The sequence below is a fragment of the Vibrio sp. Y2-5 genome, assembly GCF_014596725.1.
Lineage (GTDB): Bacteria > Pseudomonadota > Gammaproteobacteria > Enterobacterales > Vibrionaceae > Vibrio.
In genome coordinates, this window is sequence record NZ_JACVEG010000002.1 from 321,059 (window position 1) to 345,438 (window position 24,380).

Consider the following 24,380-nt stretch of genomic DNA (forward strand, 5'->3'; position numbering starts at 1 on the left):
TAGTCTATATCGCACTTTAAAGAAGAATAATTATCATTATTTAAGGGAAGTCATAGTGAAGAACACTATGAGCGAATGTCATCGAACGTAGGAAAAAACAAAAGTGTGGCGTGATTTCTGAATTTGTAAGCTTATTTACGACAGCTTTTCTTGAATTGCGAAGGTGAAATCCCCTGCAAACGGGAGAAAGTATGGGTAAAGGTACTTTGGTTTGAGAACCCTGTAAGCTCGGCGATTTGGCCTAGATTTAAACGGCCTTGTTCAATAAGAGACTTCGCCATGTCAACACGCTTACCTAATACATATTGATGTGGTGTAATGCCTAGTTGTTCCTTAAACAGACAATGAAACTGACTTTCTCCAAGAAATACGCTTCCCGCTAACTGCGCGACAGAAATTCGACGACTTAAATGCTGTTCGATATAGCGATCGACCGCTACTAAATCAAAACGTGAGTCTTTTCTATGAGTAGAAAAACTGGATATGTGTCTCTGCAATAAAGCGGTAACGGTATCGCTACAAGCTCGGCTTAAAAGTAAATCATCAGGAGAAGATTGCATTTCCAACACCAGAAGTTGAATCAATTTTTGAATTTGTCCATCGAGTTGGAAATACACATCATTGCGAGAAAGATCATTTATCTTCTGTAGAGCTAGAGGGTCATCGTCTGAAGGAAGAGGGAGGTTCAACACCAAGATATCTGACTGACCAACAATGCCACCAAAGGCGTGATCAGTTCCGGAGGTCACAACACAACCCTGCCCCGGCCCAACAACATTCCCGCTGCCGCACACTTCAAACTCAGCTTGACCTTTAAGACCAATAACAATTTGCGTGTAGTTGTGATCATGGCAATCCATATACGCAGGCAATGTAATTAACTGCGCCGGACGAGGCGACAAAACTTTGGCTCTTTGCTCTGTATAGGCAGAAGTTGTCATATTTTGCTCACTCAAGACCATGTCATTTTTTGAAATAGGTTTGCATTTTATACCAAAATTTCCTGCAGTCATATTGCTGTACAATTTTTAACCTCCAATAATCAACCATACGCATATGCAATAATTTATGGTGATGAAATGGGGGTTATTCATCTAGTCGGAACAATGATCAAGTGCACATAAATTACGGTCAATGTGTATTCAATCGAAAAACAACGCAGTGAATCGGAAATCGGTGCTTGCATATTTTATGAATCTGCTCAAAATGGGAAATGCACATTTATAAGATTTACAAAATCAGAGACCTAGTAGCAGGTTTCGGTAAGTTTTAGTGCTTTGAAGCTAAAAAAGCTACAGAGTTTGCATAATGAGTCGGCTTATTTAAAAGCTGTCAAAAGATTGTCTTTCCCACTATTATCAGTGGTTAAATGTTAAATTGTTGCAGGGACCTATGATCAAATATCGCATCCCAGCGCTATTGCTTGCGCTAAGCCCTCTTTGGGTAACTGCATCGGTGAACGCGGAACAAGTAACACAGGCTGATCCTGTGGCGAGCATCGATGAGAAGATAAGTATCAAACAAAGTGAAATTGACACGATTTCTTCAGACTATGAAGCGGAAGGTGCCAAACTTCAACAATTGAAAAATGAAGAAGAACGCCTCCAACGTGAAGCAGATGAATTAGATGCGAAGCGTAATAGAGCAAAATCTGCTCTAGACAAACAATATGCACGTCTGTTGGATGACCCAGAAACTGATCTGGTTACCTTCCAAAAGAAATATCAAGAAACTTGGGCTGCAGTAAAACAGAACCAGTCTGAGAAATTAGCCAATGAACAGGCTGTGACAGAAAGCGAAATGCGTCTGTCTCAGATTAAGCAGAAACAAGCTCGCTTGAAAACTGAATTCGCTAACTTGGAAGAAAGCCGCATTGAAGCGCGCGTTAAGCGTCTTGAAACTGAGCTTCGTGAAAGCAGTGTTTTAGAAACAAACTACAAAACAACCTGTTCTACTACTATGACGCTTGGCGAATGTGCTAACCAAGGTAAATACCTAACGAAGCAGAAAGCAGTCAAAACGTTTCGTGCTAAGTTACTTGATGGTGTCACGGAATCTACGCTTGTTAAACAAAATACCAATGGTGTTGAGCTAAACATTCACGTTCAAGAAAGCCAAATCATCAAGAGCGGTTTCGAAGGCAACAATGACTACACCACGCTAATGCAAGCGCAGCTACAAGCGAAACCAGAAGCAGTAGCAGCCTGTAAATTGCTGAATGTTTCTACTCGCTACTGTCTACAAGGTGCAGCTGACGAGAACACGAACAAAAAGAACGATAAACAGTGGGCAAATGTGACTGTTCGTTCAGACCAATATAACGATTCTGTGACCATCAATGGTATTAACTACGGCAGCACTCCTGTAGAAATCGTTCTACCAGCAGGTCGTCATCAAGTTACTGTGTCTAAAGACGGTTTTGAAACTTATAACCGCGTTATCACTGTGAACGGCAACGATTCTATCTGGGTAAAACTTAGACCAAACAAAAACGGCTAGGCGACGGAATACAGTGGTTTTTCTGTGATGATTCACAAAGCTGATGAATAAGGCTATGTTAAAACGCCATTTTGTTATCAAGTTATTGAAAGATAACTTCTGACAAAATGGCGTTTTCGTTTAGAATAGCCAAAACATTTTTTAAAACTTAACTGAAGTAGACAACAATGCGACAAGGTTTATCCGCTCTTCTAATAGCACTCTCACCTTGCTTAATGGCGACATCGACGTTGGCAGAAGGAACGCCTTCCTCTGTAATGGCCATTGATGACGCGCTGTTCAGTAAACATTCAGAGTTGCAGGATGCAAAAAAGGCGACCCAGTCCGAACAGACTGCTGTCGATAATCAACAACAAGAATTGGATCGTCTCAATCAACTGACAGTCAAACTCGATGCGAAGCTAAAAAAAGCGAAAGCAAATTTGGAGCGTGACTATCTCAAAATGATAGATGAACCGGATCTTGACATAATGCCTTCGCAACAGGCGTATCAAGATGCGTGGTCTGAAGTAAAGCAGAACCAGAAGTCTCGCTTAGAGGCTGAACAAAAGCTGCAAGAACTGCAAACAGCCCTAGCCCAGAAAAAATCTGCGCAAGGCCATATTGAGCAAAACATCGCAGGTTTAGAGCAAGACAAACTTCGCGCACGTGTGGAACGTTTACGTGAAGAACTAAAACGCTCTGGCGAACAGAAAGTCAGCTTTACCAACACCTGTAACGCGAACATGACATTAGCTCAATGTAGCAGCCAAACTAATGAGCTTGGGCTACAAAAAGCGGTTAAACAGTTCCAAAACTGGCTTGTTGATGAAACCAGCGAATCGGCTATCGTCAAACACAACCTATCTGATGTTTCTCTCAATATTCATGTGTTAAAGCACGCTGTTGTCGAATCTGGCTTCTCAGATGGCAGCAAGTTCCGCACTGTGATTTCAGCTCAGCTTGATGCTCGTCCTGCTGAAAACGCACCGTGTAAGCTTCTTAACTTAGAATCCCAATATTGTTTTGCTCCGGGTGAAGGCAATCAAGCTGGCGAGAAGCAAAAAGAAGTGGCTTGGGTAAGTCTTTCTGTTCGTTCAAATCAATATGCGGACAGAGTGACCGTTGACGGCGTTCAATATGGAAGTACACCAGTAGAAGTATTGATGCCCGTTGGTAAGCATCACATCATCATTGAGAAAGAAGGCTATCGCTCTTTCAACAGTGAAATAGAAGTTACAGCAGACCAAACGCTACGTGCGGTTCTGAACGAATATGAAAACGTTTTGAAACCGGGTCATAAGTTTGCGGATTCATTGAAGGGCAGTGCAAAAGCCCCTGAGATGATCACCATGATAAAAGGTGAATATCTACTGGGTGATCAAGCTTCAAGACAAATTCGCCTTGATCATGCTTTCGCATTAAGTGCGACACCAATTACTGTGGGTCAGTTTGAGACGTTCGTGAATCAAACCAGCTACCAAACAGATGCTGAACTTAAAAACATCTGTATTACCGTCGATAATTCTGAAGTGACACCAGTAGCCGAAAGCTATTGGCGTAACCCAGGCTTCAAACAGTCCGCTCAATCACCAGCTGTCTGTATCAGTAAAAATGATGCCGTTGCCTACACTCGTTGGTTGTCTAAACAAACAGGTTTCAAATACCGCTTACCAAGTGAAGATGAGTGGGAAATCGCCGCTCGTTCAGGTAGTCAAAGCGGCTACTGGTGGGGAGATAACTTCGGTTCAGGTAAAGCAAACACTGGTTGGGGTGGTACTCAGTGGTCAAATAAGAGCACGTCACCTGTACGAGCGTTTGAACCAAACCGTTTAGGTTTCTACGACATGGTCGGTAACGTATGGGAATGGACCAACGATGAAAGAGGCATGGCGAAAGGTGGCTCTTGGGTCTTCTCACCAGAGATGGCAAAAGCAGACAAACAGCTATTTATAGGCCCTTCAACTGCGGCCAACTATGTAGGTTTCCGTATTCTGCGTGAGATTGAATAGTGAGTTTTTGAGATGAAAAAAGGAGCAATGATTTGCTCCTTTTTTATTTTCTTTCAAAGCTAAACTTACCAGAATGTCATTGCGATTGTGGACAGAATAGCAATACAGGCGATATTCAGGATGAAACCAACTTTCATCATTTCTCTTTGGTCTATATGTCCTGTTGCAAACACGATAGCGTTTGGTGGGGTGGCAACTGGCAACATGAAAGCACACGATGCTGAAACTGCAATCAGTACTGATAACAGAACAGGTGAGACACCAAACACTTCGGCAACGCTTGCGAATACCGGAACAAGCAATGCAGCGCTTGCCGTGTTACTGGCAAATTCAGTTAGGAACACAACGAATACCGCAATAACGAACACGATGAAGAACAAGCCAAAGTGTGAAATCAACTGGCTCAGTTCATTAGCAAGAAAAACGCTGGTGCCCGTTTGTTTCAACACATTGCTTAAACAAATACCACCACCAAACAGAAGCAGTACACCCCAATCGGCTGTTTTTTCGATGTCTTTCCAGTGCACAACTCGGGCGAAACTCACCATGATGATGGCAGAAAGAGCAATCAATGAGTCAAAGCTTTTAAAACCGCCGAGCATAGCATTCACCGGCTTACTGAATATCCACAAAAAGACCACCAGCGAGAATATTGCTAATGTGACTATTTTACCTTTGTCCCAATCAACGGGATCTGAGTGAGTATCAAACTGACCGCTGAGATCAGGCTTTAGCATGAAGTAAAGAATGGCTAAGCATATTGGCAACATAACTAAAGTAGTTGGAAGACCAAATTTCATCCAACCGACGAAAGTCAAACCCACTTCTGCGGCTGCAATTGCGTTCGGAGGGCTGCCCACCACAGTTGCAATCCCACCAATACTGGCACTGTAAGCAATACCTAGCAGCACAAACACATAGGTAGAGTGACCTCTCTTATCATCCACCTTACTTAAAATACCAAGCACCAGAGGCAACATCATCGCTGTCGTCGCCGTGTTACTGATCCACATAGAAAGAGCGGCTGAAACACCAAACAACATGAAGATAGCAACACTCATTCGACCTTGAGCAAGTACGAGGACTTTATCTGCGATAACTTTATCTAAACCTTGGCGATGCATAGCCGCCGCTAGGGCAAAACCGCCCAAAAATAGGAAGATAATCGAATTCGCAAAGTTATTCAGGGCAGCTTGCGTGTCAAACACACCTGACAATACCGCCATCACAGGGACGAGTATCGCGGTGACAGTGACATGTAATGCTTCCGTCAGCCAGAGGATGGCGATAAACGTCAGCATACTTAAGCCTAAAACAACATTTGACTCAAAAGGAAGGGTAAACAGTAAGATGAAAAACAGAGCCAGATCGGCAATGACAATCAAACTGTTTCGGTGAAAAAACCATTCTCGGGTGTTATTGGGTAAAGGGACACTATCATTTCTATTCATTATTATTTTTCCTTATAAAGGCCTTACGGCAACACAATGATCACACGTAACCAAACAAGGAGATAATAAATTTTTGTCAAGTTGTTAAACTAATCAACATTAAAACCAACAACTTAACATTTTGAAATAAATAGAAATATAAATATCCCTTTTCGTTTGACTGATGATTAATAAAACATCAGTTTTAAACAGTATCCCAAGTAAAAAACGTTATCTTAAGAAACCTGTCTAGCGATTTGATCAAATGCATTCATCACCTCAGGGCTTGTCATCACTCTGCCATGACCTTGGTTTTGAGTGGTGATAAGCGTAACTTTTTCCATCTCTTGAGACGCCTTTTGCGATACCGAATACTTCGCAAATTTATCGCCTTCGTCATGAACAATTATAGTCTGAGACTCACGTTGCTTAAGCTTTTTGTAAGGGTCAATCGATTGAATTGGATAGCGGTATTCATTTTGAACTTCGTTGACGACTTCTTCAAATAGGCGCATGGAATAACCAGAACGAGCCACAGTGCTGAACAGGTTATCTAAATAGTCCAGTACAGGTGCAATCAGCAACATAGGACAGTTTGCTACTTTAACGTGTCGACACTCCAAAGCGGTCGCATTACCCATGCTGTGTCCAATCAAACCAACCACTTCATCTTCACTATCCAGAATGGCTTCCAACCCTCGCACAAACGCGGGGATATGCCCTAGAGCACCTTCACTTTCACCATGCCCTGGATGATCATAAGCAAGCGCAGTAAAGCCTAAGGATGCAATGTGTTCCATCAATGGATAAAACTGATTGGATGAACCAGACCAACCATGCGTCAACACCCAAACAGGTCCTTTACCCAAACGATAAGTAGTTAACTGTCCTTCTGGCGATGAAACATGAGATTTGATTAAACCGTCTGGTGCTTGATTCTTTGCTTTCATACGACTTGGAGTAAGAAGAAGCTTTCTTGCTGTTTTCTTTGCGTGTCTTGGCGCCAATGTATGGTGCAAGCGTGTGGTCACATTGACTAAGCTGCGACGCCAGTTAAAGCGTTGCGCTGTATTGAAGTAAATTTTCTCACTCATAATCATCCTTAAACCAAAAACGTACGGTCGTGCTTTTTATTGGTAAATTTTTTGCTGTTTAACGTTTCCAGCGATCAAACAAATCGCTGACACCTTGCCAAAAATGTCGATGGCTTTGCTCTTGTCCATAAATGGAGTAGAACAAATGCGCACTAAGATACAAGCCATAAAGCTCATAACTCGCTTGCTTGGCGTCCAAATCTGCTCGAAACTGGCAGTTTTCAACGCCTTTATCTATCTGTATTTGTAAATACTGAATCCAGTGAGAAATCACTTTTTTAAGCTCTTGCTGAATCGCGCATTCACTTTTTGCTGATTCTTTCCAAGCATCGAGAAACATACAGCTTCCTTGGAATGAATGGTTCCATCCCATCCAGTTATCTAATAGAGCACGCAGTTTGCTTTCGATATCTTTATCACCCAACTCACGAGCCGGAGCGATAACGCGAGAGATAAAAACTTGGTTAGCAAAATCAACCACAGCTAATTGCAGATTCTCTTTTGAATTGAAATGAGCAAACAGACCACTTTTTGACATACCGCACTGCTTAGCAAGCTCACCTATCGTCAAGCTTTCCAGACCATTCTCACTGGCAAGATCAAATGCCTTAGCCAAAATGTTTTCGCGGGTGATTCTTCCTTTGCTCATAACTCATCAGATTCAGTTAATATGCCAAGAAGTTTAGTACGATCGTTCTTTTTTTACAAACAGTGTTTATGCAAGCAGTCTTATGACAAATAGAGATAGAGGAAAATGTAGGTAGAAACGAATAAAGTATTGACCTTGTACTTAACTACAAAGTTTATACTATTGGAAAATGACAAGAGAATTGAGGTTTGTACATGGCGTCTTTAACCCGAGGTCAACTGGCTAAAAAGCTCGGCATCACCACTGAGGCGATTCGATTTTATGAGCAACAAGGTTTAATCGAACCACTGCGCGCCGACAATGGTTATCGTCAATATGATCAAAACTGCATTGATAGGTTGAAGTTCATCCTTCACGCTAAAGAAGTGGGCTTATCTTTGAGTGATATTCAGGAATTGCTTTCGATTCAAATAGAGCCGGATCAACACACATGCCAAGAAGTGAAAGACATCACTCAAGCAAAACTACATGAGATTGAACTGCGAATCGCCCAGCTTCAGCACATGCATGACGCCTTGAAAGTGATTAATGAACGTTGCTGCGGGGGCGCTCATTCAGCCGAACATTGCACTATCCTGACCGCACTTACTCAAACTCAACCAGAGGAAGCATGATATGGAAGCTATCACGACCTTTTTAGATACCTTACTCGATTTGTGGCTTGATGCTTCTTTCTGGCTGATCATCGGTTTGTTCGTTGCCGGTATTCTTAAAGTAACACTTAGCAACGATAAACTAAGTAAACACCTTACCGGACACGGTATGTGGCCGAGTGTGAAAGCGGCTGTTTTGGGTATGCCTCTACCGCTTTGTTCTTGCGGTGTTATTCCTGCTGCGGTTGGGCTTCGTCGAGGCGGCGCTTCAAAAAGCGCAACAACCGCCTTTTTGATCTCAACCCCAGAGACTGGCGTTGACTCCATAGCTATTTCCTATGCGCTATTAGGGCCATTTATGGCGGTCATTCGACCAATTGCAGCGACAACTTCAGCCATTGCGGCTGCGTTTCTGGTGTTGCTCACAGACAGAGACACACAAACGCCACCACCAGCAACCGAAGCCGTCAAAACGTCTTGTTGTTCGGGTTCTCATAGTTGTAGTAGCTCTGGTTCATCTGCACACGCGTCTGAACCGAAATCATGGTTAAGCAAGTTGTGGCAAGGGCAGAAATACGCATTTACCGATTTAATTGAAGACTTGTCACTGTGGCTCATTGTGGGTCTAATCATTTCCGCGTTGGTTGTAACATTTGTACCATCCGAAGCATTAGTGGAAATCAGCCGTAGCCCTTGGGCGATGGTACTGATGGCACTGATTGGTGTGCCTATGTATATCTGTGCTTCAGCTTCAACGCCAATTGCCGCGGGCCTGATGCTGGCTGGTGTATCGCCAGGTGCAGTATTGGTGTTCTTGCTTGCAGGCCCTGCCACCAACATGGCTACCCTCGGTATTGTGAGAAAAGAATTAGGAACAAAAGCTCTGGTGAGCTACCTAGTCGGTGTTGTGGGTGTGGCAATTCTATTTGGTTATGCCACCAACTTCTTAGTCGATACTTTCGCTATCAATATCGATGCACAGCTAGCAGCCAGTAATGAACTACTACCACCAGTGATCGCTTGGACAAGTGGCATCGCATTAGCGGTGATCATTGCGGCTGACTTGTGGAAAAGATTTAGCCCGAAACAAGAAAAAGCGAGCTGTTGTTCATAGCGTTAACGGTTCGAATGCGTATTCCAATCAATTGCAACACGCTGTAGAGTATAAAGATCTTACAATAAGCACCGTCGGTTGTTAGAACGACGGTGCTTTTTTCTTCAAATCGCTATCTTCACCTGAAGTTCAAGGAATGAACGTGGACAGTCTCTTTCAATTATTGATGTTTTCGGCCTCAATTACAGGCCCTATTTGCTTGATGCTGGTACTCGGAGTTTTTCTCAAACGCATAAATCTGGTTAACGATAACTTTATCGAAGTTGCCTCCAAGATAGTGTTTGAAGTGACGCTGCCAACCATGTTGTTTTTGAGCATCATCAGTTCAAAGCATGATTTCACTTCCAGCGCTTCTCTAATTATTTACGGCCTTATTGCGAACTTCCTGTTCTTTCTCTTCACGACCTTTATCACTAAAAAAACGTTTAATCGCCCACAAGACCAAGGAGTGATCATTCAAGGCGCATTTCGCGCCAATACCGCGATTATCGCTATCGCCTATGTCGCCAATGCTTATGGTAATGATGGAGTGGCACTTGCAGCGATTTATGTAGCGAGCATGACATTGCTATACAACGTACAAGCGGTCATCGCGTTAAGCACGAAGAGCGATACCAAAGGCACTCCACCATCCAAAATCATCTTTCGCACTTTAACTAAAAACCCACTGATTATTGCGATTCTCTTCGGCCTTTTCTGCTACGGATTTTCCATCCCTATTCCTAAAATGGTCACAGATGCCGGACGCTATTTGGGTAACATGACATTACCTCTGGCTCTTCTTTGCACTGGCGGTTCATTAGACCTGAAAGCATTGAGAGAGGACAATGCGCCTGCTTGGTATGCCACGGGATTTAAGCTAATACTCGCTCCACTTCTAATCACCATTGGGGCTCTGATCTTTGGATTCAGGGGAATGGAACTCGGGCTGGTTTTTCTGATGAGTTCATCTCCAACGGCAGCCGCGAGTTATGTGATGGCTAGAGCAATGGGCGGAAGCGCCACCTTAGCAGCCAATATTATTGCACTCACTACCGTCTTTTCCCTGTTCACATGCACCTTGGGTATCTTTCTGCTTTCAGCATTTGGTTTGATGTAACCGCACAGAATCGACTTCACAGATTGGAGTAATGATTAGCACCAAGAACGAATTTATTGACGTACGTCGAAAGGGATTAGTTGCATATCCATTATTGTTCTCTCTTTCCTTTTTTCGTGTAAGTGTTTATGTCTTCAATAAATAAAATCAAGAGCCTAGAGTTGGGTAGAACTGTCTCTATGCTGGCTATTATTGCTCTTCACTGTCAGTTATTTACCACTCATACCTTTTACAATGATGAGCCGTGGCTTGCGTATCTGTTTAATCAAGCCACTCGTTTTGCGGTTCCGCTTTTCTTCTTGATATCGGGTTATCTGATACAGCCTAAGCTAAACGCGATGCCTTTCCACACTCTAAAACAATACTCTCTGCCACTGATTCGTATTTGGTTAGTCTGGAGTATTCTCAGTCTTGTGATGCCTTTTAACTCTGATGAACTTATAAAGAACGGTTATCTCGCAGAGCGCTTTATCTACTGGGATTATCTGCTGCTGAATCCTTTGAACTCTTTGCTTGAGGGAGGGTTAGTACACTTATGGTTTATACCCTCACTGATTATGGCCATCGCAATTCTTGCTACTTTAGTTCGTCGAAACCTGTCAAATTGGATGATTCCAATTGCCACCATGCTATACATCTACGGTGTACTGGCTGGTAGCTACAGTGTTGTGACCGGACTGGATGCGCCATTTTTCACCCGCAATGGCCCTTTCTTTAGTACCTTATTGGTGACGATTGGTTATGTAATACGAGAGCGAAGCATCTCTTGTAACATAAGAATGGCATCGTTATTGGTACTATTGGGGATGGCACTGCATTTTGTTGAAGCCTATGGTTTGCACCAACATGGGCAAGTGTTTAGCTATAACGATTACCTGTTTGGTACGCCATTATGGGGCGTGGGGATTTTCTTTGTGCTGTTAGCAAAACCCGACTGGGGAAATGCAACATGGATACAATCATTCGCCAACAGCGTACTAGGTATCTATGTTAGTCACCTACTGGTTGCGATAGTGGTGATGAACATTTCTGGTATATTGCAACAGAGCGGTTGGGATAGAGATATCACACTGTTTGTAGGAACGACAATTATCACACTACTCTTAGTGAAAGGAATTGAGCGTACTCCCCTCAGAAGGATACTGTTTAGATAGGAGTTATATGTTTACGCGCGGAATCGCTTTATCGCTACTGTTCGCTCAAAGTCTTGTTTGGGCGAACAGTGAACAAACAGATATGCCATGGAAACTCGCGAAAAGCGAAGACGGCATTCGAATTCACATTCGTGAGCATCAAGGTGGCTTGGTAGAAATCCGCGCACAAATGTTTGCTCCAACCACTTATCAAGCGTTCTTAGTGTTACTGGAAGACAGCGATAACCTACCGAACTGGCTTGATAAAGTCAGCAGTAGCAAAGTATTAAAGCAGATGTCGCCCAATGAAAACATCGTCTATACCCAGTTCTCTGCCCCGTGGCCTGCCCGCGACAGAGATATGGTGACGTACTCAAAATACCAAGTTGATAATGGTGCGTTTAAACTGGAAATCAAAGACGCGGCAGATCAATACCCAGAACAAGACGGTTACGTTCGGATAAAATCGGTTCAGGCAGATTGGACCTTAGAAAAGCTCACTAATGGCTTAACTCATATCGATTACACTGCGTACGCAGATCCGGGTGGTCTTCTTCCCGACTGGCTGGCTAATCAGCTTTCCGTTTCGAGCGCTTTTAACACTTTTGAAGCACTAAAAAATCAGTTACCTCAATATCAAAATAGGCAGCATCCTAACATCAATGAGTGATGTTTTAAGCCATAAAAAAGCCCCGATTTATAGTGTAAATCGGGGCTTTATTTTCTAAGTTTTCACTACGATTTTAGCTTGTAGAACAGTGTTGAAAGTGGCGGTAAACGCATCAATAGAGACTGGTCTAAACCTTCACTTTTCACCCTTTCCGTTTCTGCTACTGCGACCGTTTCAAAATCGCTGCCTGAATAGTGGCTGCTATCCGTATTGAGTATGAGTTCATAGCGTCCCTCATTTGGCACCCCTAAACGGAATTGTTCATGCGGTACTGGCGTGAAGTTGGTGATGGCTAAGATTCTCTCGCCTTTATCACTAATACGCTCGTGGGCAATCACGCTAATGTCCGCCGCATCTTGCAGACGCCATTCGAAGCCGGATGGTTCGCAATCTCGTTCATGTAAAGCCGCTTCATTCTTATACAGATGGTTCAGGTCGCGAACTAAACTTTGAATACCACGGTGGCGCTCAAATGAAGTTAGGAACCACTGTAGCTGATCATCATGATCCCACTCTGCCGTTTGACCAAATTCAGCCCCCATAAAGTTGAGCTTCTTACCCGGCTGCGCATACATATAACCAAAGTAGGCACGCATATTCGCCGTCTGTTGCCACTCATCACCCGGCATCTTGTAGATCAAAGACTGTTTACCATAAACCACTTCATCATGGGACAAAGACAACACGTAGTTCTCACTGAATGCGTAAATCAGCGGGAAAGTTAACGTGTTATGGTGATATTTACGATGTACCGGATCTTCTTTAATGTACGAAAGACTATCGTGCATCCACCCCATGTTCCACTTGAAACCAAAGCCTAAGCCGCCCATGAAAGTTGGCGCCGATACACCCGGAAAGGCTGTTGATTCTTCAGCAATGGTCATCGCATTCGGGAAGTACTTATAAACCTCTTCGTTCATCCACTTAAAGGTTGCGATGGCATCATAGTTTTCACGGCCACCATCGACGTTGGGAATCCACTGACCGTGACTGCGTGAGTAATCTAGATAAAGCATCGACGCCACAGCATCAACGCGAATACCGTCGATATGGAACATATCAAACCAATACAGTGCATTGGAGACTAAGAAACGGCGCACATGTTCACGCCCAACATCGTAGATGTATGAGTTCCAGTCTTGATGCCAACCACGACGCGGGTCAGGGTCATGGAACAGCGGCGTACCATCGAAGTTAGCCAAACCATGATCATCTGACGGGAAGTGTGCTGGTACCCAGTCGAGAACTACACCGATACCGGCCTGATGGCACATATCAACAAAGTATTTGAAATCATCCGGTGATCCATAACGACTGGTTGGAGCAAACAAACCAACCGGTTGATAACCCCATGAGCCATAAAACGGATGTTCAGAAACCGGCATAAGTTCAACATGGGTGTATCCCATATCAACCAGATACGGAATCAATTGCTGTGCTAACTCGCGATAATTGAGAAAGTCTCCATTCTCACCACGTTTCCACGAGCCGGCATGGAGTTCATAAAAAGAAAGGGCTTCTTTTCGCTTTTGCGTCACAGGGCGATGTTGCCATTCACTGTCTTGCCATTGATAACGGTTATGGTCATAAGTTACAGAGGCAAAAGAAGGATGTTGCTCCGCATAGAATCCCCAAGGATCGGCTTTATGAGGCAACCCTTCGCCATGAGGTCCTTTCAGTTCAAATTTGTATTGAACACCCTCTTCCAGACCCGGAATGAAAAGACCCCAAATGCCATAATCTAAACGTTGCATTGGATGACGACGGCCGTCCCACTGGTTGAACGAACCAACCAAACTACAAGCAGAAGCGTGAGGGGCGTAAACAAGGAAACGGATGCCTGAGATCTGTTTGCCGTCGCGCTCTAAAGTAATGAACTGCGATCCCATATGGCGATACATCTCTTTCGGAGTGTGCAGCTCATCATACTCGGCATAAATTCCGTGGTACTGGTATGGGTCATCAATAATTTGCTCTGTACCCGCCCAGTCAATTGCAAGGGTGTAATGTGTTAAACGAAGATCTCTGCCTGATTTAAGAATAAAACCAGCATCGGTTTCTCTTTCAAGAGCCACTCTCGGCTCTCCTTCCACCAGAAGCTCTACTTTATCAGCACCCGGCATCCATACACGTAATGCCCCATGGTTAGAAGAAATAAACGGACCTAAAAATGCAAATGGATCAGCAAAACCAGCGTGAGAAAGCTGGTTATAGGCAACTTGTGTTTTCGATGGCTTTTTAGCTTTTTTCAATACTCTTCTCCCAACGCAACAGAGAAATAAAAATGCCCGCTACATTGGCGGGCATACTAGCGAAAGTTCATCTTACCGAACTCAACAAGGCTATAGAGTGACCTAACTTAAACTTCTTAGTGTAAATATAAGAAATCACTAATTTCCCTCTGAGTACATGCTCAACTATTGACTGGCTTTCGCACGCGTTTCCGTTAAACGTGCTGAAATGCGGTTCACATCTTCACGGGCGAAGATTTCATCCAAATTCATCGACAGCTTACGACGCCAGTTTGGGTACTCATCAACGGTTCCCGGAATGTTGACAGGATTATCCATTTCTAACCAGTCTTCAAGCTGAATACTGAGTAGACTTGAAGAACCTGCCGCAACATGCAGTTGTAGTGCTTCACTTAGATATGAATCCATAGGAACCAGACTTGCGTCACGTCCCACACCTTCAGGTAAATAACCATGCCAAGCCACAGAATCCAAAATACCTTGTTTGCATTTCAATCGATCATCAAACAATTCAGCCAACTGCTCTTTATCTGGATACAAACCGATTTCGCTACCCATTTTCAGATCAGCACAGTGCCAGAAACCGCGTAGAGTCGGCATATCGTGCGTACACAAAGCCGCCATTGATTGAGGAGCATAGTGCTTAGGCGAAATAAAGCCGCCATCATCTTTAGAGGTTTCGAAGAAGAAGACTTTGTACGAATGAACGCCCGCATCACGAAGTAGATCAACGATTTCATCCGGCACTGTACCTAAGTCTTCACCGATCACACTGCATTGGTGACGGTGAGATTCCAGCGCAAGAATGGCGAGCATGTCTTTCACTGGGTAGTAAATGTATGCGCCTTTCGTTGCGTTTTCACCTTTTGGGATCCACCACAAACGCAGTAAACCAAGAACGTGGTCAATACGCAGAGAACCACAATGCTTCATGTTGGCACGCAACAGCTTGATGTAAGCATCATAGCCCGTCGCTTGCAGCACTTGTGGGTTTAGTGGTGGTAATCCCCAGTTTTGACCAAGCGGGCCAAGAACATCTGGCGGAGCACCAATGCTGGCATCCAAAATCAGGTTGCCTTCATCCGCCCATGTTTCAGAGCCAGAATCGGCTACGCCCACGGCTAAATCACGGTATAAGCCAACTGCCATGCCTTTTTCTTCGGCCAACGCCTGAGCTTCGTTGATTTGCGTGTCAGCAACCCACTGCAAGTACATATAAAGATGAACAGCATCTTGGTTGTCTTCAATGAAAGTTTGTACCGCAGGGTTTTCAAAGCGGCGGTATTTTTCTGGGAAAACAGGCCAGCCCCAAACATTGCTGTCTTCTGCATGCAACTGTGCATGCAGCGCATCAAAGGTGGCTTGATGCAGAAGGCTATCACCGCCCTCTTCCACAAAGTCCAAAAACGCGCGAGCACGGTCGGTGTTTTTGTCCAAATGACGCGCTTTAAATTCGGCAAACAACAGTGGCAGTACGCTCATTTTCATTTGTGCGACTTCTGTGTAGTTCACCCAATGAGATTCACGTGCTTTTTGCAGGCGCTGTTGGAACTCTGCACTGCCCACTTTTTGCTGTGCTTCGCCACTTAGAGCGAACTCAGGTACAGAACTCACATCAATATAAAGAATGTTCAACCAACGACGAGAAGACGGGCTGTATGGGCTCGCTCCTTCTGGGTTTGCTGGAAACAGTGAATGTATTGGGTTCAAACCGACAAAATCACCACCACGAGATGCGATATCTGCAACCAACTGTTTCAAGTCACCAAAATCACCGATGCCCCAGTTGTGCTGAGTTCGTAACGTGTATAGCTGAACACTTGGCCCCCAAAGCTTTTTGCCTGTTTCCAGAGCTGGTTGTTTGTAACACGCTGTTGGCGTCACAATAACCGTCATCTCATACGGCGCTTTACGACGTTTACGAGAAACAAACAGCTTGTGGTAGCCCAGCGCTAAATCGCTCGGCAGAGAGAATACTAGCGGGCCACCTTCTGCACGCTCATCACGAACAATTTGTGACTGAAGGTAGCCTTCAAATACTTCGCCCTGTTCGGTTTCTAGCCGCCAGTCAAATTCACTTTCACGAGCACTAGAACCTAGATTGAGAGAAACCTCTAACGGCTCTCCTTGAGGAATCACTAATACGGGTTCCAACACATCGGCTTTGTGTTTTTTCTCAGCCGATTTTAATAAGGTTTGATCATTGGTAGTGTCATAACCTAAAGAAGCCAAAAGACGACGAATTGTTTCATCTTCTACCTTTGCTTCATCGCCCCAAGCACTCACATAGCTGTCGGCAATTTTTGCCATCGCAGCGACTTTCTTTAATGCATTTTGTTCTTTCATCGCTCTCTCCGAAGGGACTGCATAATCCTTCAAATGTGTAGGGTGTGTAATTATTAATCTTTGTCGTTTTGACGTTTATTCATTCTGTAACATATGTTCATTAAGCGTTATAAGCCATTCAGCCAAGGCTTTCGCCTTGGCTGTTTGGTTTTGCTATTAACGCTTCACGGCTTCAAGCTGCCAAATGTTATTCACGTAATCGCGAATACTGCGGTCAGAGCTGAACTTGCCCACCAGCGCGGTGTTCAATATGGCTTTCTTCGCCCACCCCGCCAGATCTCGATACTGCTTATCCATGTCTTCATGCGCTTTCACGTACGAAGCAAAATCGGCAAGAACAAGGTATGGGTCGCCACCATCAAGCAAGCTATCGTAAGTAGCGCGAAGCTTCGCTGGCTCACCCGGAGTAAAATCATCCGACATCAACAGATCCAGTGATGCTTTCAGTAATGGGTCCGCGTTGTAGTAGTCGTAAGGGTTGTAACCTTTTGCTTTCATTGACTCTACGCCGTCCACATCCAGACCGAAGATGTAAATGTTGTCATCACCCACTTCTTCACGAATCTCAACGTTTGCACCGTCCATCGTACCGATAGTTAACGCACCGTTTAGCGCCATCTTCATGTTGCCGGTACCTGATGCTTCTTTACCTGCGGTAGAGATTTGCTCAGACACGTCAGCCGCAGGGATGATGATCTCCGCCATACTTACACGGTAGTCAGGAATGAAGACAACTTTCAGTTTGTTACCGATGCGTGGATCATTGTTCACTTTCTCTGCGATCTTGTTGATTGCGTAAATGATCTCTTTCGCTAGGTGGTAACCCGGCGCTGCTTTCGCGGCGAAGAACACCACACGAGGATGCACATCAAAAGATGGATCGTTGATGATGCGATGGTACAGAGAAAGAATGTGCAGCATGTTTAGGTGCTGACGTTTGTACTCATGCAGACGTTTGATTTGAACGTCAAAGATCGCATTGGTATCAAGTTCGATACCCATGTTGTCTTTCACCCAATCAGCTAGACGCTGTTTGTTCTCTTTCTTCACTGCCATGAATTGCTTCTGGAATTTCGCATCACCAGCGTACTGAGAAATCGACTCTAGTTGATCGAGATGTGCTGGCCACTGGTCACCAATTTTCTCAGTAATCAATGCAGACAGAGCTGGGTTACAGAATTTCAGCCAACGGCGAGGTGTAATACCATTAGTAACGTTCTGTAGACGACTCGGGTACAGTTCATTGAACTCAGGGAACAGGTCACGTTTGACTAACTCTGAGTGCAGGGCAGCAACACCGTTTACAGCGTAAGAACCCACTACACAAAGGTTTGCCATGCGCACCATGCGATGGAAGCCTTCTTCAATAATGGACAGCTTCTGCTGTTTAGAAACATCACCCGGCCATTTCGCACGAACTTCCTGCATAAAGCGATGGTTGATTTCGTAAATGATTTCCATGTGACGAGGAAGCAGGCGCTGAATCAAAGACTCGCTCCAAGTTTCCAATGCTTCTGGCAATAAAGTGTGGTTGGTATAAGCAAATGTCTTAGAACAGATGTCCCAAGCCGCTTCCCAAGACAGACCTCGCTCATCAACCAAAATACGCATCAATTCAGGAATCGCGATGGTTGGGTGCGTATCGTTAAGCTGAATTGTCTCTTTCTTCGGTAGATCTTCCAGTGCAAAACCAGCACCTTCATGACGACGAAGAATGTCACGTACCGATGCCGCACTGTGGAAGTACTGTTGCATCAAACGCAGTGTTTTCCCTTTCTCATGGTTGTCGTTCGGGTAAAGCACTTTAGTAATGTTGCCCGCATCAATCAGTGAGTGCTGAGCTTCGAAGTAGTTACCGTTGTTAAAGCTCTCTAGTGAGAATGGTGCAATGGCACGACATTCCCAAAGGCGCAGCGGATAAACAGTATCGCTTTGGTAGCCGACAATTGGTAGATCCCAAGGCATTGCTTGTACCATCATACCCGGAACCCATTTACGTACTTCTTTACCGTTTTCATGGACCACTTCAACGTGGCCATAGAAACCGATTTCTTGTTTCAGCTCAGGACGTGCAATTTCCCAAGGGTAACCTTCGATACCACACCAAGCATCTGGCGCTTCTTTCTGATGACCTTGCTCAAAAGACTGTTTGAATAAACCGTATTCGTAGTGAAGACCATAACCCACGGTTGGGTATTCTTGAGCCGCACATGAGTCCATGAAACACGCAGCAAGACGACCAAGACCACCGTTACCTAATGAAGGGTCACGTTCTTCTTCAAGTAAATCCGTTAAGTTCTGACCTAATTCCGCCATCGCCTCAGTAACCTGTTCATAAAGGCCCATGCTAATCAAGTTGTTACCTGTTAAACGGCCAATCAGGAACTCAAGAGATAGATAGTTCAGGCTTTTTGCATTAACGATGCGCTCGTCTTGTTCTGTTTCAAGCATGTCGAACGTTGTTAATTCTGCTAGAGCATGACCCATAGCCAAGTACCAAGAACGGCTAGAAGCATGTTCCACTGTAGTCGCGTATGTCGCGGTAAGATTACGCTTTACGTTCGCTTGGAACGCTGCTTTATCAAACGTTTTCTGTTGCGTAGGTTTCATCGAGAAATCTCTCTTATCAGTTCTAATTCATCTGTGCATATCCTGCCCGCACTATAAAATGTAAACATCCTCCCAAGTTGTCATGAATTTAGGAGGAGGAGTAAGGGCGTAGAGGGTGTAGCACTTAAGTCGGAGTGATCAATCTCTCATTGATTGTCTAATACGCGGGATTCTGAGTGATTGCGATCACAACGACTGCCTCAATAACCTTAGACGGGGTTTAAATAGCTCGGAGATTCAAGCAGCGATCCTTTTGCTCAGAATGTATACTCCGTCACACTAAAATTATCATTTTTACTCAAATTTCATAAAATCCCGTATACCCCCCCCTCTATTCAAACTTACCAGCTATTAATTTTATTGACGTGCGTCACAAAACAAGGGCGTAGTTATCTTAGGAATGTGAATCCTGCGAAATTCGAGAAAGGGATCAATAAACGTAGTGAAAAACTTCAAGTAACATCGTTGCCACAAAAGTGACAGAGATCTCTGTTTTCGCCGCCTACTATTTGATCGAAGGGAAATCAAGAATGTGGATACCTTCTAAACTGACGCGCCCTGGGCGTCTGCACAACGCAATTGTTCGCCCAAGAGTGCTGGATATGTTGCATAACGCCACTTGCTATAAACTCGTGCTATTTCGCTCCCCAGCAGGCTATGGAAAAACCACCATGGCTGCTCAGTGGCTTGCAGATAAACCTCATGTTGGTTGGTACAGCATTGACGATAGTGATAACGATCCTTTTCGTTTCCTGAACTATTTTCTGCAAGCGGTCAATAAAGCCACCGACCAAAGTTGCCCAAATGCGCAAAAATTGGCGGAAAAACGTCAGTTCTCTTCGATTCACTCACTGTTTAGTGAAGTGTTCACCGAAATGGCGCACTACCACCAAGAATGTTATGTGGTGCTGGACGACTATCATCTGATTTCTGATGACGAAATCCATGAAGCGATGCGCTTTTTCATCAAACACATGCCAGACAACATGACCTTAGTGGTGACCAGCCGAGCGGCACCACCACTGGGCACTGCAAACCTTCGTGTGCGTGATTTAATGATTGAAATTGGCAACGAACTGCTGGCATTCGACACCGAAGAAACCACCCGTTTCTTTAATCAACGAGTTACCGATGGCGTTGATGACACCACAGCAAACAGCTTACGTGACTACGTGGAAGGCTGGCCTTCAGCGTTACAACTCATTGCGCTGCAAGCGCAATATCAAAAGCGCACTCTAGAGCAAAGTGCCGAGTCCGTTTCTCAGTTCAATCATGCGCATTTGTGGGATTACTTGGTTGAAGAGGTCTTTGACCTTCTCGACAACGAAACGCGTCAGTTCCTGATGCAGTGTTCGGTATTGGAACACTTCAACGATTCATTGGTGACTGCACTGACCAAGCGTGATGATGCGTTAAGTATGATTGAATCACTTAACCGTTTTGGCTTGTTTATCTACCCGCTGGAAGGTGAACACAATTGGTATCGCTTCCATAATTTGTTTGGTGAATTCCTTGCCCACCAGCGTCTGGCGCGTATTCCACAGCAAGAGCACGACTTACACCGCGAAGCGTCACTGGCTTGGTTAGAAATGTCCAACCCGCACCAAGCATTACGTCATGCCAAAATCGCTCAGGACACCGATTTGCTGTCTACCATTTTGAGCAAACACGGTTGGAGTATGTTCAACCAAGGCGAGTTGGAGATGTTGGAATCTTCAATCAACCTACTTTCGCCTACTCAGCTGTATAGCGAACCTAAACTTTGCATGCTGCAAGCTTGGTTGGCACAAAGTCAGCATAGATACAACGATGTTGGTGCCCTGCTTTCCAAAGCGGATGAAGAGATGGCAAAACTTAATGTGGAACTGTCGAGCAAAGAGCAAGGTGAATTCAACGCATTACGCGCTCAGGTTGCGATTAACCAAAACGAGCCGGAAAAAGCGTTAGAACTCGCTGAGTTGGCGTTAAGCCAGCTCGATAACACCATCTATCGCAGCCGAATTGTGGCAACCTCCGTTGTGGGTGAAGTCAACCACGTGTTAGGGCAACTCAGCCGCGCACTACCAATGATGCAGCAGACTGAGAAACTGGCTCGCCAGTATCAGGTTTATCATCAGGCACTTTGGGCACTGTTACAGCAGAGCGAGATTCTGATTGCTCAGGGCTATGTTCAAGCCGCTTATGAAGTTCAGGACAATGCGTTCAAATTGATTGAAGAGCATCAGCTTCACCAGCTTCCATTGCACGAGTTTTTGCTACGTGTACGTGCACAAATTCTCTGGTGCTGGAACCGTTTGGACGAAGCCGAAGAATGTGCTTACAAAGGCCTCGATGTACTAGGAAACCATTCACCGAGTAAACATCTGCACAGTTATTCGATGCTGGCACGCATCTCAGTGGGTCGTGGCGAACTGGACAAAGCCAGCCGCTTTATCGAACAAATTCTGCACCTGATGAAACAGTCTAGCTACCATGTCGACTGGACAGCGAATGCGTCGCTTTCATTGCTGCTTTACTGGCAAGCTCGTGGTGATAAGGATTCGATTCAGAATTGGCTGAATACTTCGACTCGCCCAGAAAGAGCCTGTAACCACTTCTCGCAACTGCAATGGCGCAACATTGCCCGGGCTCAAATTAACTTAGACATGATGGAAGAAGCTCAGCAAACGTTGAATTTCATGCAAGAAGAAGCGAAGCAGTATCAGCTCATTACCGATATCAACCGTAACCTGATTGTTGAGTCGATTCTGGCGACGACTCTTGGCAAAGAAGAGGAAGCGCGCGATAAGCTTAAGCAAGCGTTAGCACTCACTAACCAAACCGGTATGATTGGCAACTTCCTCATCGACGGAGCCAAAGTGGGTCATGTGTTGGAAAAACTGCTTCAGCGTGGCGAGTTAGGCGATTTAGAGCGCCACCGCGCGCAACAGTTAATGAAAGAGATTTCAACTACCCAACGCAGTCGTTCAGTGCACTTTGATGAAGAGTTTGTAGAGAAACTGATCAATCACCCGAACATTCCGGAGTTAGTACGTACTAGCCCCCTAACCCAACGTGAATGGCAAGTGTTAGGTTTGATCTATTCCGGTTTCAGCAATGAACAAATTGCACAGGAACTTGATGTGGCAGGCACCACCATCAAAACTCACATTCGCAACCTGTATCAGAAACTCAATATTGCCAACCGAAAAGAAGCGGTTCACACCGCTGAGAATCTGTTGCAGTTGATGGGATATTGATTCGAGTAAAACGCAAAGAGCCAGCAATGCTGGCTCTTTTACTATTCTTTTTTAAGATCAGAAAGATTTTGGCGCGAAACCAGTCATCACTTCAAGGCGCATCGCTTTACCAATTTTCGTCATTGGGTGAACAATCACTAAGCCTTTTACTTTCTTCTTAAGCTTACCTAAATCTGCTTGCTCTTCTTTAGTGATTTCACGAGAGAAAGCCATATCCGATAACTCTTTACGTTCTTTATTCAGATCGTACTCAGCTTTGTGCTTCAAGCTTTTTAGCTGCTTAGTCAGTCTATCGATATCGTCGGTAAATTTAGTGATCATCGCACTATCGCCGCGAGTCTTTGCTGCATCCAACTTGTGATGGCAAGTATCGATGCGATTGTTCAGTTGTTGAATATCGTTCTTCAGACTCATGGTTTAGTCCTTACATAAAATTTGGAGGCGGAGTATAGCATAGCTGTACTAAGAGGCTCTATGGAAATTAATTCAGATTGTTATTCTATAACCCTCTACTTCGATTGTTTCATTGCTAGCCTCTAACAAATGGTAATTAAAGTTCAACGATATTGGCTATATACCTGTTTAGCATTAACAACCGCTCTCCACTCTTTACCCAAAGATGTCCCCTGCTTTACTAGGATATAAGCTCTGAGCTTCAAGCTCCTATCATTGCATGCCTGTGTACTATTTCAGCAAACGTTTGTAGCTTCGAATTTGAAAATTACTTAGAAAAGAAAAGGCACCTAAACAGGTGCCTTTAAGCTTGTGACGGGTTTTCTCAATAGAAAAACTTTAAATTGATAGTGGGATAAGCTCTACACCCAGCACGGTACTGATGCCCATGACAACCAGTAACGATACTTTGAATACCGCTTTCGACCATTCAACATAGTTTTCTTCAGTAACCTTTTTGAAGGTCACTTGTGTCCACATGAAACATACGCCTGCAGCGACAACCAAGTATTCGTAACCACCATTTCCGAGCAGAAACAGCGCTAGCGCCACTAAGTTGAAAGCAACCACATAGGCAATCATGTGTTTACGTGCTTTTTCGATACCAGACACGACCGGTAATACAGGGATTCCGGCATTTTTGTAGTCTTGCATACGAAACATTGCAATCGCGTAAGAATGCGGCATTTGCCATAAACAGAACAAGGCAAACAGCAGTACCGCTTCCAAGCTGATGTAGTTTGTCACCGCTAGGTAGCCAACCAAAGGTGGTACTGCCCCAGAGACGCTGCCGACCAGAGTTCCATACACAGAGTTACGCTTGTACCACATGGTGTAGAAGAACACGTAGAACACGTAGCCCAATAGCACGACCACCGCAGATAACGGATTCGCCATGCTATAAAGCAACGCCGTTCCCGCTAACAGCAATACGATGGCAAACACAAACGCATGATCAATGTTGATATCACCCTGAGCCAGCAAACGGCCGCGAGTTCTGTCCATTTTCAAATCAATATCGCGATCGAAAATATTGTTCACTACGCAGCCTGATGCAATCACCATCGCCACACCCGCTAAGGAGCACAACAGTAATAATCCATCCGCGGCTTCTGATTTGGCTGCGAGGAAATACCCCGCAGCAACAGAGATCAGGTTGCCGATGATAATTCCCGGCTTAGTGATTGATAGGTAACCTCTGATCATTT

Annotated in this window: 17 protein-coding genes; 8 read left to right on the top strand and 9 right to left on the bottom strand. The window is 44.6% G+C overall.

Annotated features, from left to right (window positions below; all coding sequences use genetic code 11):
- Positions 1–131: 131 nt before the first annotated feature.
- Positions 132–941, bottom strand: a complete 810-nt coding sequence (locus tag HUO09_RS06585; RefSeq protein WP_167410712.1) for an AraC family transcriptional regulator — start codon at positions 939–941, stop codon at positions 132–134.
- A gap of 451 nt (positions 942–1,392) precedes the next feature.
- Between HUO09_RS06585 and HUO09_RS06590 the strand changes: the two genes are divergently transcribed.
- A complete protein-coding gene (locus tag HUO09_RS06590) occupies positions 1,393–2,499 on the top strand; it encodes a PEGA domain-containing protein (RefSeq protein WP_167410713.1) in 1,107 nt (368 codons plus the stop codon).
- A gap of 167 nt (positions 2,500–2,666) precedes the next feature.
- Positions 2,667–4,490, top strand: a complete 1,824-nt coding sequence (locus HUO09_RS06595) for an SUMF1/EgtB/PvdO family nonheme iron enzyme (protein WP_167410714.1) — start codon at positions 2,667–2,669, stop codon at positions 4,488–4,490.
- Between the two features lie 65 nt (positions 4,491–4,555).
- Here the strand turns inward: HUO09_RS06595 and HUO09_RS06600 are convergent, their stop codons facing one another.
- The 3 genes from HUO09_RS06600 to HUO09_RS06610 form a co-directional block, all read right to left on the bottom strand.
- Positions 4,556–5,941 (bottom strand): DASS family sodium-coupled anion symporter, encoded by a 1,386-nt coding sequence (locus HUO09_RS06600; RefSeq protein ID WP_167410715.1) that lies wholly within the window; start codon positions 5,939–5,941, stop codon positions 4,556–4,558.
- A 215-nt stretch (positions 5,942–6,156) separates the two neighbouring features.
- Entirely contained in the window at positions 6,157–7,014 is an 858-nt protein-coding gene (locus HUO09_RS06605) for an alpha/beta fold hydrolase (protein ID WP_188233415.1), read from the bottom strand.
- A gap of 58 nt (positions 7,015–7,072) precedes the next feature.
- The gene (locus HUO09_RS06610; RefSeq protein ID WP_188233416.1) at positions 7,073–7,663 is read right to left on the bottom strand and encodes a TetR/AcrR family transcriptional regulator; all 591 of its coding nucleotides are present in this window, start codon (positions 7,661–7,663) and stop codon (positions 7,073–7,075) included.
- A gap of 194 nt (positions 7,664–7,857) precedes the next feature.
- Between HUO09_RS06610 and zntR the strand changes: the two genes are divergently transcribed.
- The 5 genes from zntR to HUO09_RS06635 all read left to right on the top strand — a co-directional run bounded on the left by zntR (position 7,858) and on the right by HUO09_RS06635 (position 12,272).
- Positions 7,858–8,277, top strand: a complete 420-nt coding sequence (gene zntR / locus HUO09_RS06615; RefSeq protein ID WP_167410718.1) for a Zn(2+)-responsive transcriptional regulator — start codon at positions 7,858–7,860, stop codon at positions 8,275–8,277.
- Between the two features lies 1 nt (position 8,278).
- The gene (locus HUO09_RS06620) at positions 8,279–9,370 is read left to right on the top strand and encodes an SO_0444 family Cu/Zn efflux transporter (RefSeq protein ID WP_188233417.1); all 1,092 of its coding nucleotides are present in this window, start codon (positions 8,279–8,281) and stop codon (positions 9,368–9,370) included.
- A gap of 136 nt (positions 9,371–9,506) precedes the next feature.
- Positions 9,507–10,469: an AEC family transporter gene (locus HUO09_RS06625; RefSeq protein ID WP_167410720.1), complete on the top strand. Its 963-nt coding sequence runs from the start codon at positions 9,507–9,509 to the stop codon at positions 10,467–10,469.
- Positions 10,470–10,597: 128 nt separating this feature from the next.
- The gene (locus HUO09_RS06630; protein ID WP_188233418.1) at positions 10,598–11,623 is read left to right on the top strand and encodes an acyltransferase; all 1,026 of its coding nucleotides are present in this window, start codon (positions 10,598–10,600) and stop codon (positions 11,621–11,623) included.
- 7 nt (positions 11,624–11,630) lie between these two features.
- Positions 11,631–12,272 carry an START domain-containing protein gene (locus HUO09_RS06635; protein WP_188233419.1) on the top strand — a complete coding sequence of 214 codons (642 nt, stop codon included), beginning with the start codon at positions 11,631–11,633 and terminating at the stop codon, positions 12,270–12,272.
- A 65-nt stretch (positions 12,273–12,337) separates the two neighbouring features.
- Here the strand turns inward: HUO09_RS06635 and glgB are convergent, their stop codons facing one another.
- From glgB to HUO09_RS06650, 3 genes are all read right to left on the bottom strand, one after another.
- The gene (glgB, locus tag HUO09_RS06640; protein ID WP_188233420.1) at positions 12,338–14,524 is read right to left on the bottom strand and encodes a 1,4-alpha-glucan branching protein GlgB; all 2,187 of its coding nucleotides are present in this window, start codon (positions 14,522–14,524) and stop codon (positions 12,338–12,340) included.
- Between the two features lie 165 nt (positions 14,525–14,689).
- Entirely contained in the window at positions 14,690–16,870 is a 2,181-nt protein-coding gene (malQ, locus tag HUO09_RS06645) for a 4-alpha-glucanotransferase (protein ID WP_167410724.1), read from the bottom strand.
- 156 nt (positions 16,871–17,026) lie between these two features.
- The gene (locus HUO09_RS06650; RefSeq protein ID WP_188233421.1) at positions 17,027–19,480 is read right to left on the bottom strand and encodes a glycogen/starch/alpha-glucan phosphorylase; all 2,454 of its coding nucleotides are present in this window, start codon (positions 19,478–19,480) and stop codon (positions 17,027–17,029) included.
- Positions 19,481–20,010: 530 nt separating this feature from the next.
- Here HUO09_RS06650 and malT point away from each other — a divergent pair.
- Positions 20,011–22,719 (top strand): HTH-type transcriptional regulator MalT, encoded by a 2,709-nt coding sequence (malT, locus tag HUO09_RS06655; RefSeq protein WP_188233422.1) that lies wholly within the window; start codon positions 20,011–20,013, stop codon positions 22,717–22,719.
- Between the two features lie 57 nt (positions 22,720–22,776).
- On the opposite strand, the gene HUO09_RS06660 is transcribed toward malT, so the two are convergent.
- Together HUO09_RS06660 and cyoE are read right to left on the bottom strand one after the other, a co-directional pair.
- Positions 22,777–23,133: a YibL family ribosome-associated protein gene (locus HUO09_RS06660; protein ID WP_188233423.1), complete on the bottom strand. Its 357-nt coding sequence runs from the start codon at positions 23,131–23,133 to the stop codon at positions 22,777–22,779.
- Positions 23,134–23,511: 378 nt separating this feature from the next.
- Entirely contained in the window at positions 23,512–24,378 is an 867-nt protein-coding gene (gene cyoE, locus HUO09_RS06665; RefSeq protein WP_188233424.1) for a heme o synthase, read from the bottom strand.
- Positions 24,379–24,380: the final 2 nt, after the last annotated feature.

Bases quoted from the DNA above. Each gene is read 5' to 3' on its own strand.
- HUO09_RS06585 (WP_167410712.1), bottom strand. From the start codon at position 941: ATGACAACTTCTGCCTATACAGAGCAAAGAGCCAAAGTTTTGTCGCCT.
- HUO09_RS06590 (WP_167410713.1), top strand. From the start codon at position 1,393: ATGATCAAATATCGCATCCCAGCGCTATTGCTTGCGCTAAGCCCTCTT.
- HUO09_RS06595 (WP_167410714.1), top strand. From the start codon at position 2,667: ATGCGACAAGGTTTATCCGCTCTTCTAATAGCACTCTCACCTTGCTTA.
- HUO09_RS06600 (WP_167410715.1), bottom strand. From the start codon at position 5,941: ATGAATAGAAATGATAGTGTCCCTTTACCCAATAACACCCGAGAATGG.
- HUO09_RS06605 (WP_188233415.1), bottom strand. From the start codon at position 7,014: ATGAGTGAGAAAATTTACTTCAATACAGCGCAACGCTTTAACTGGCGT.
- HUO09_RS06610 (WP_188233416.1), bottom strand. From the start codon at position 7,663: ATGAGCAAAGGAAGAATCACCCGCGAAAACATTTTGGCTAAGGCATTT.
- zntR (WP_167410718.1), top strand. From the start codon at position 7,858: ATGGCGTCTTTAACCCGAGGTCAACTGGCTAAAAAGCTCGGCATCACC.
- HUO09_RS06620 (WP_188233417.1), top strand. From the start codon at position 8,279: ATGGAAGCTATCACGACCTTTTTAGATACCTTACTCGATTTGTGGCTT.
- HUO09_RS06625 (WP_167410720.1), top strand. From the start codon at position 9,507: ATGAACGTGGACAGTCTCTTTCAATTATTGATGTTTTCGGCCTCAATT.
- HUO09_RS06630 (WP_188233418.1), top strand. From the start codon at position 10,598: ATGTCTTCAATAAATAAAATCAAGAGCCTAGAGTTGGGTAGAACTGTC.
- HUO09_RS06635 (WP_188233419.1), top strand. From the start codon at position 11,631: ATGTTTACGCGCGGAATCGCTTTATCGCTACTGTTCGCTCAAAGTCTT.
- malQ (WP_167410724.1), bottom strand. From the start codon at position 16,870: ATGAAAGAACAAAATGCATTAAAGAAAGTCGCTGCGATGGCAAAAATT.
- HUO09_RS06650 (WP_188233421.1), bottom strand. From the start codon at position 19,480: ATGAAACCTACGCAACAGAAAACGTTTGATAAAGCAGCGTTCCAAGCG.
- malT (WP_188233422.1), top strand. From the start codon at position 20,011: ATGTGGATACCTTCTAAACTGACGCGCCCTGGGCGTCTGCACAACGCA.
- HUO09_RS06660 (WP_188233423.1), bottom strand. From the start codon at position 23,133: ATGAGTCTGAAGAACGATATTCAACAACTGAACAATCGCATCGATACT.
- cyoE (WP_188233424.1), bottom strand. From the start codon at position 24,378: ATGATCAGAGGTTACCTATCAATCACTAAGCCGGGAATTATCATCGGC.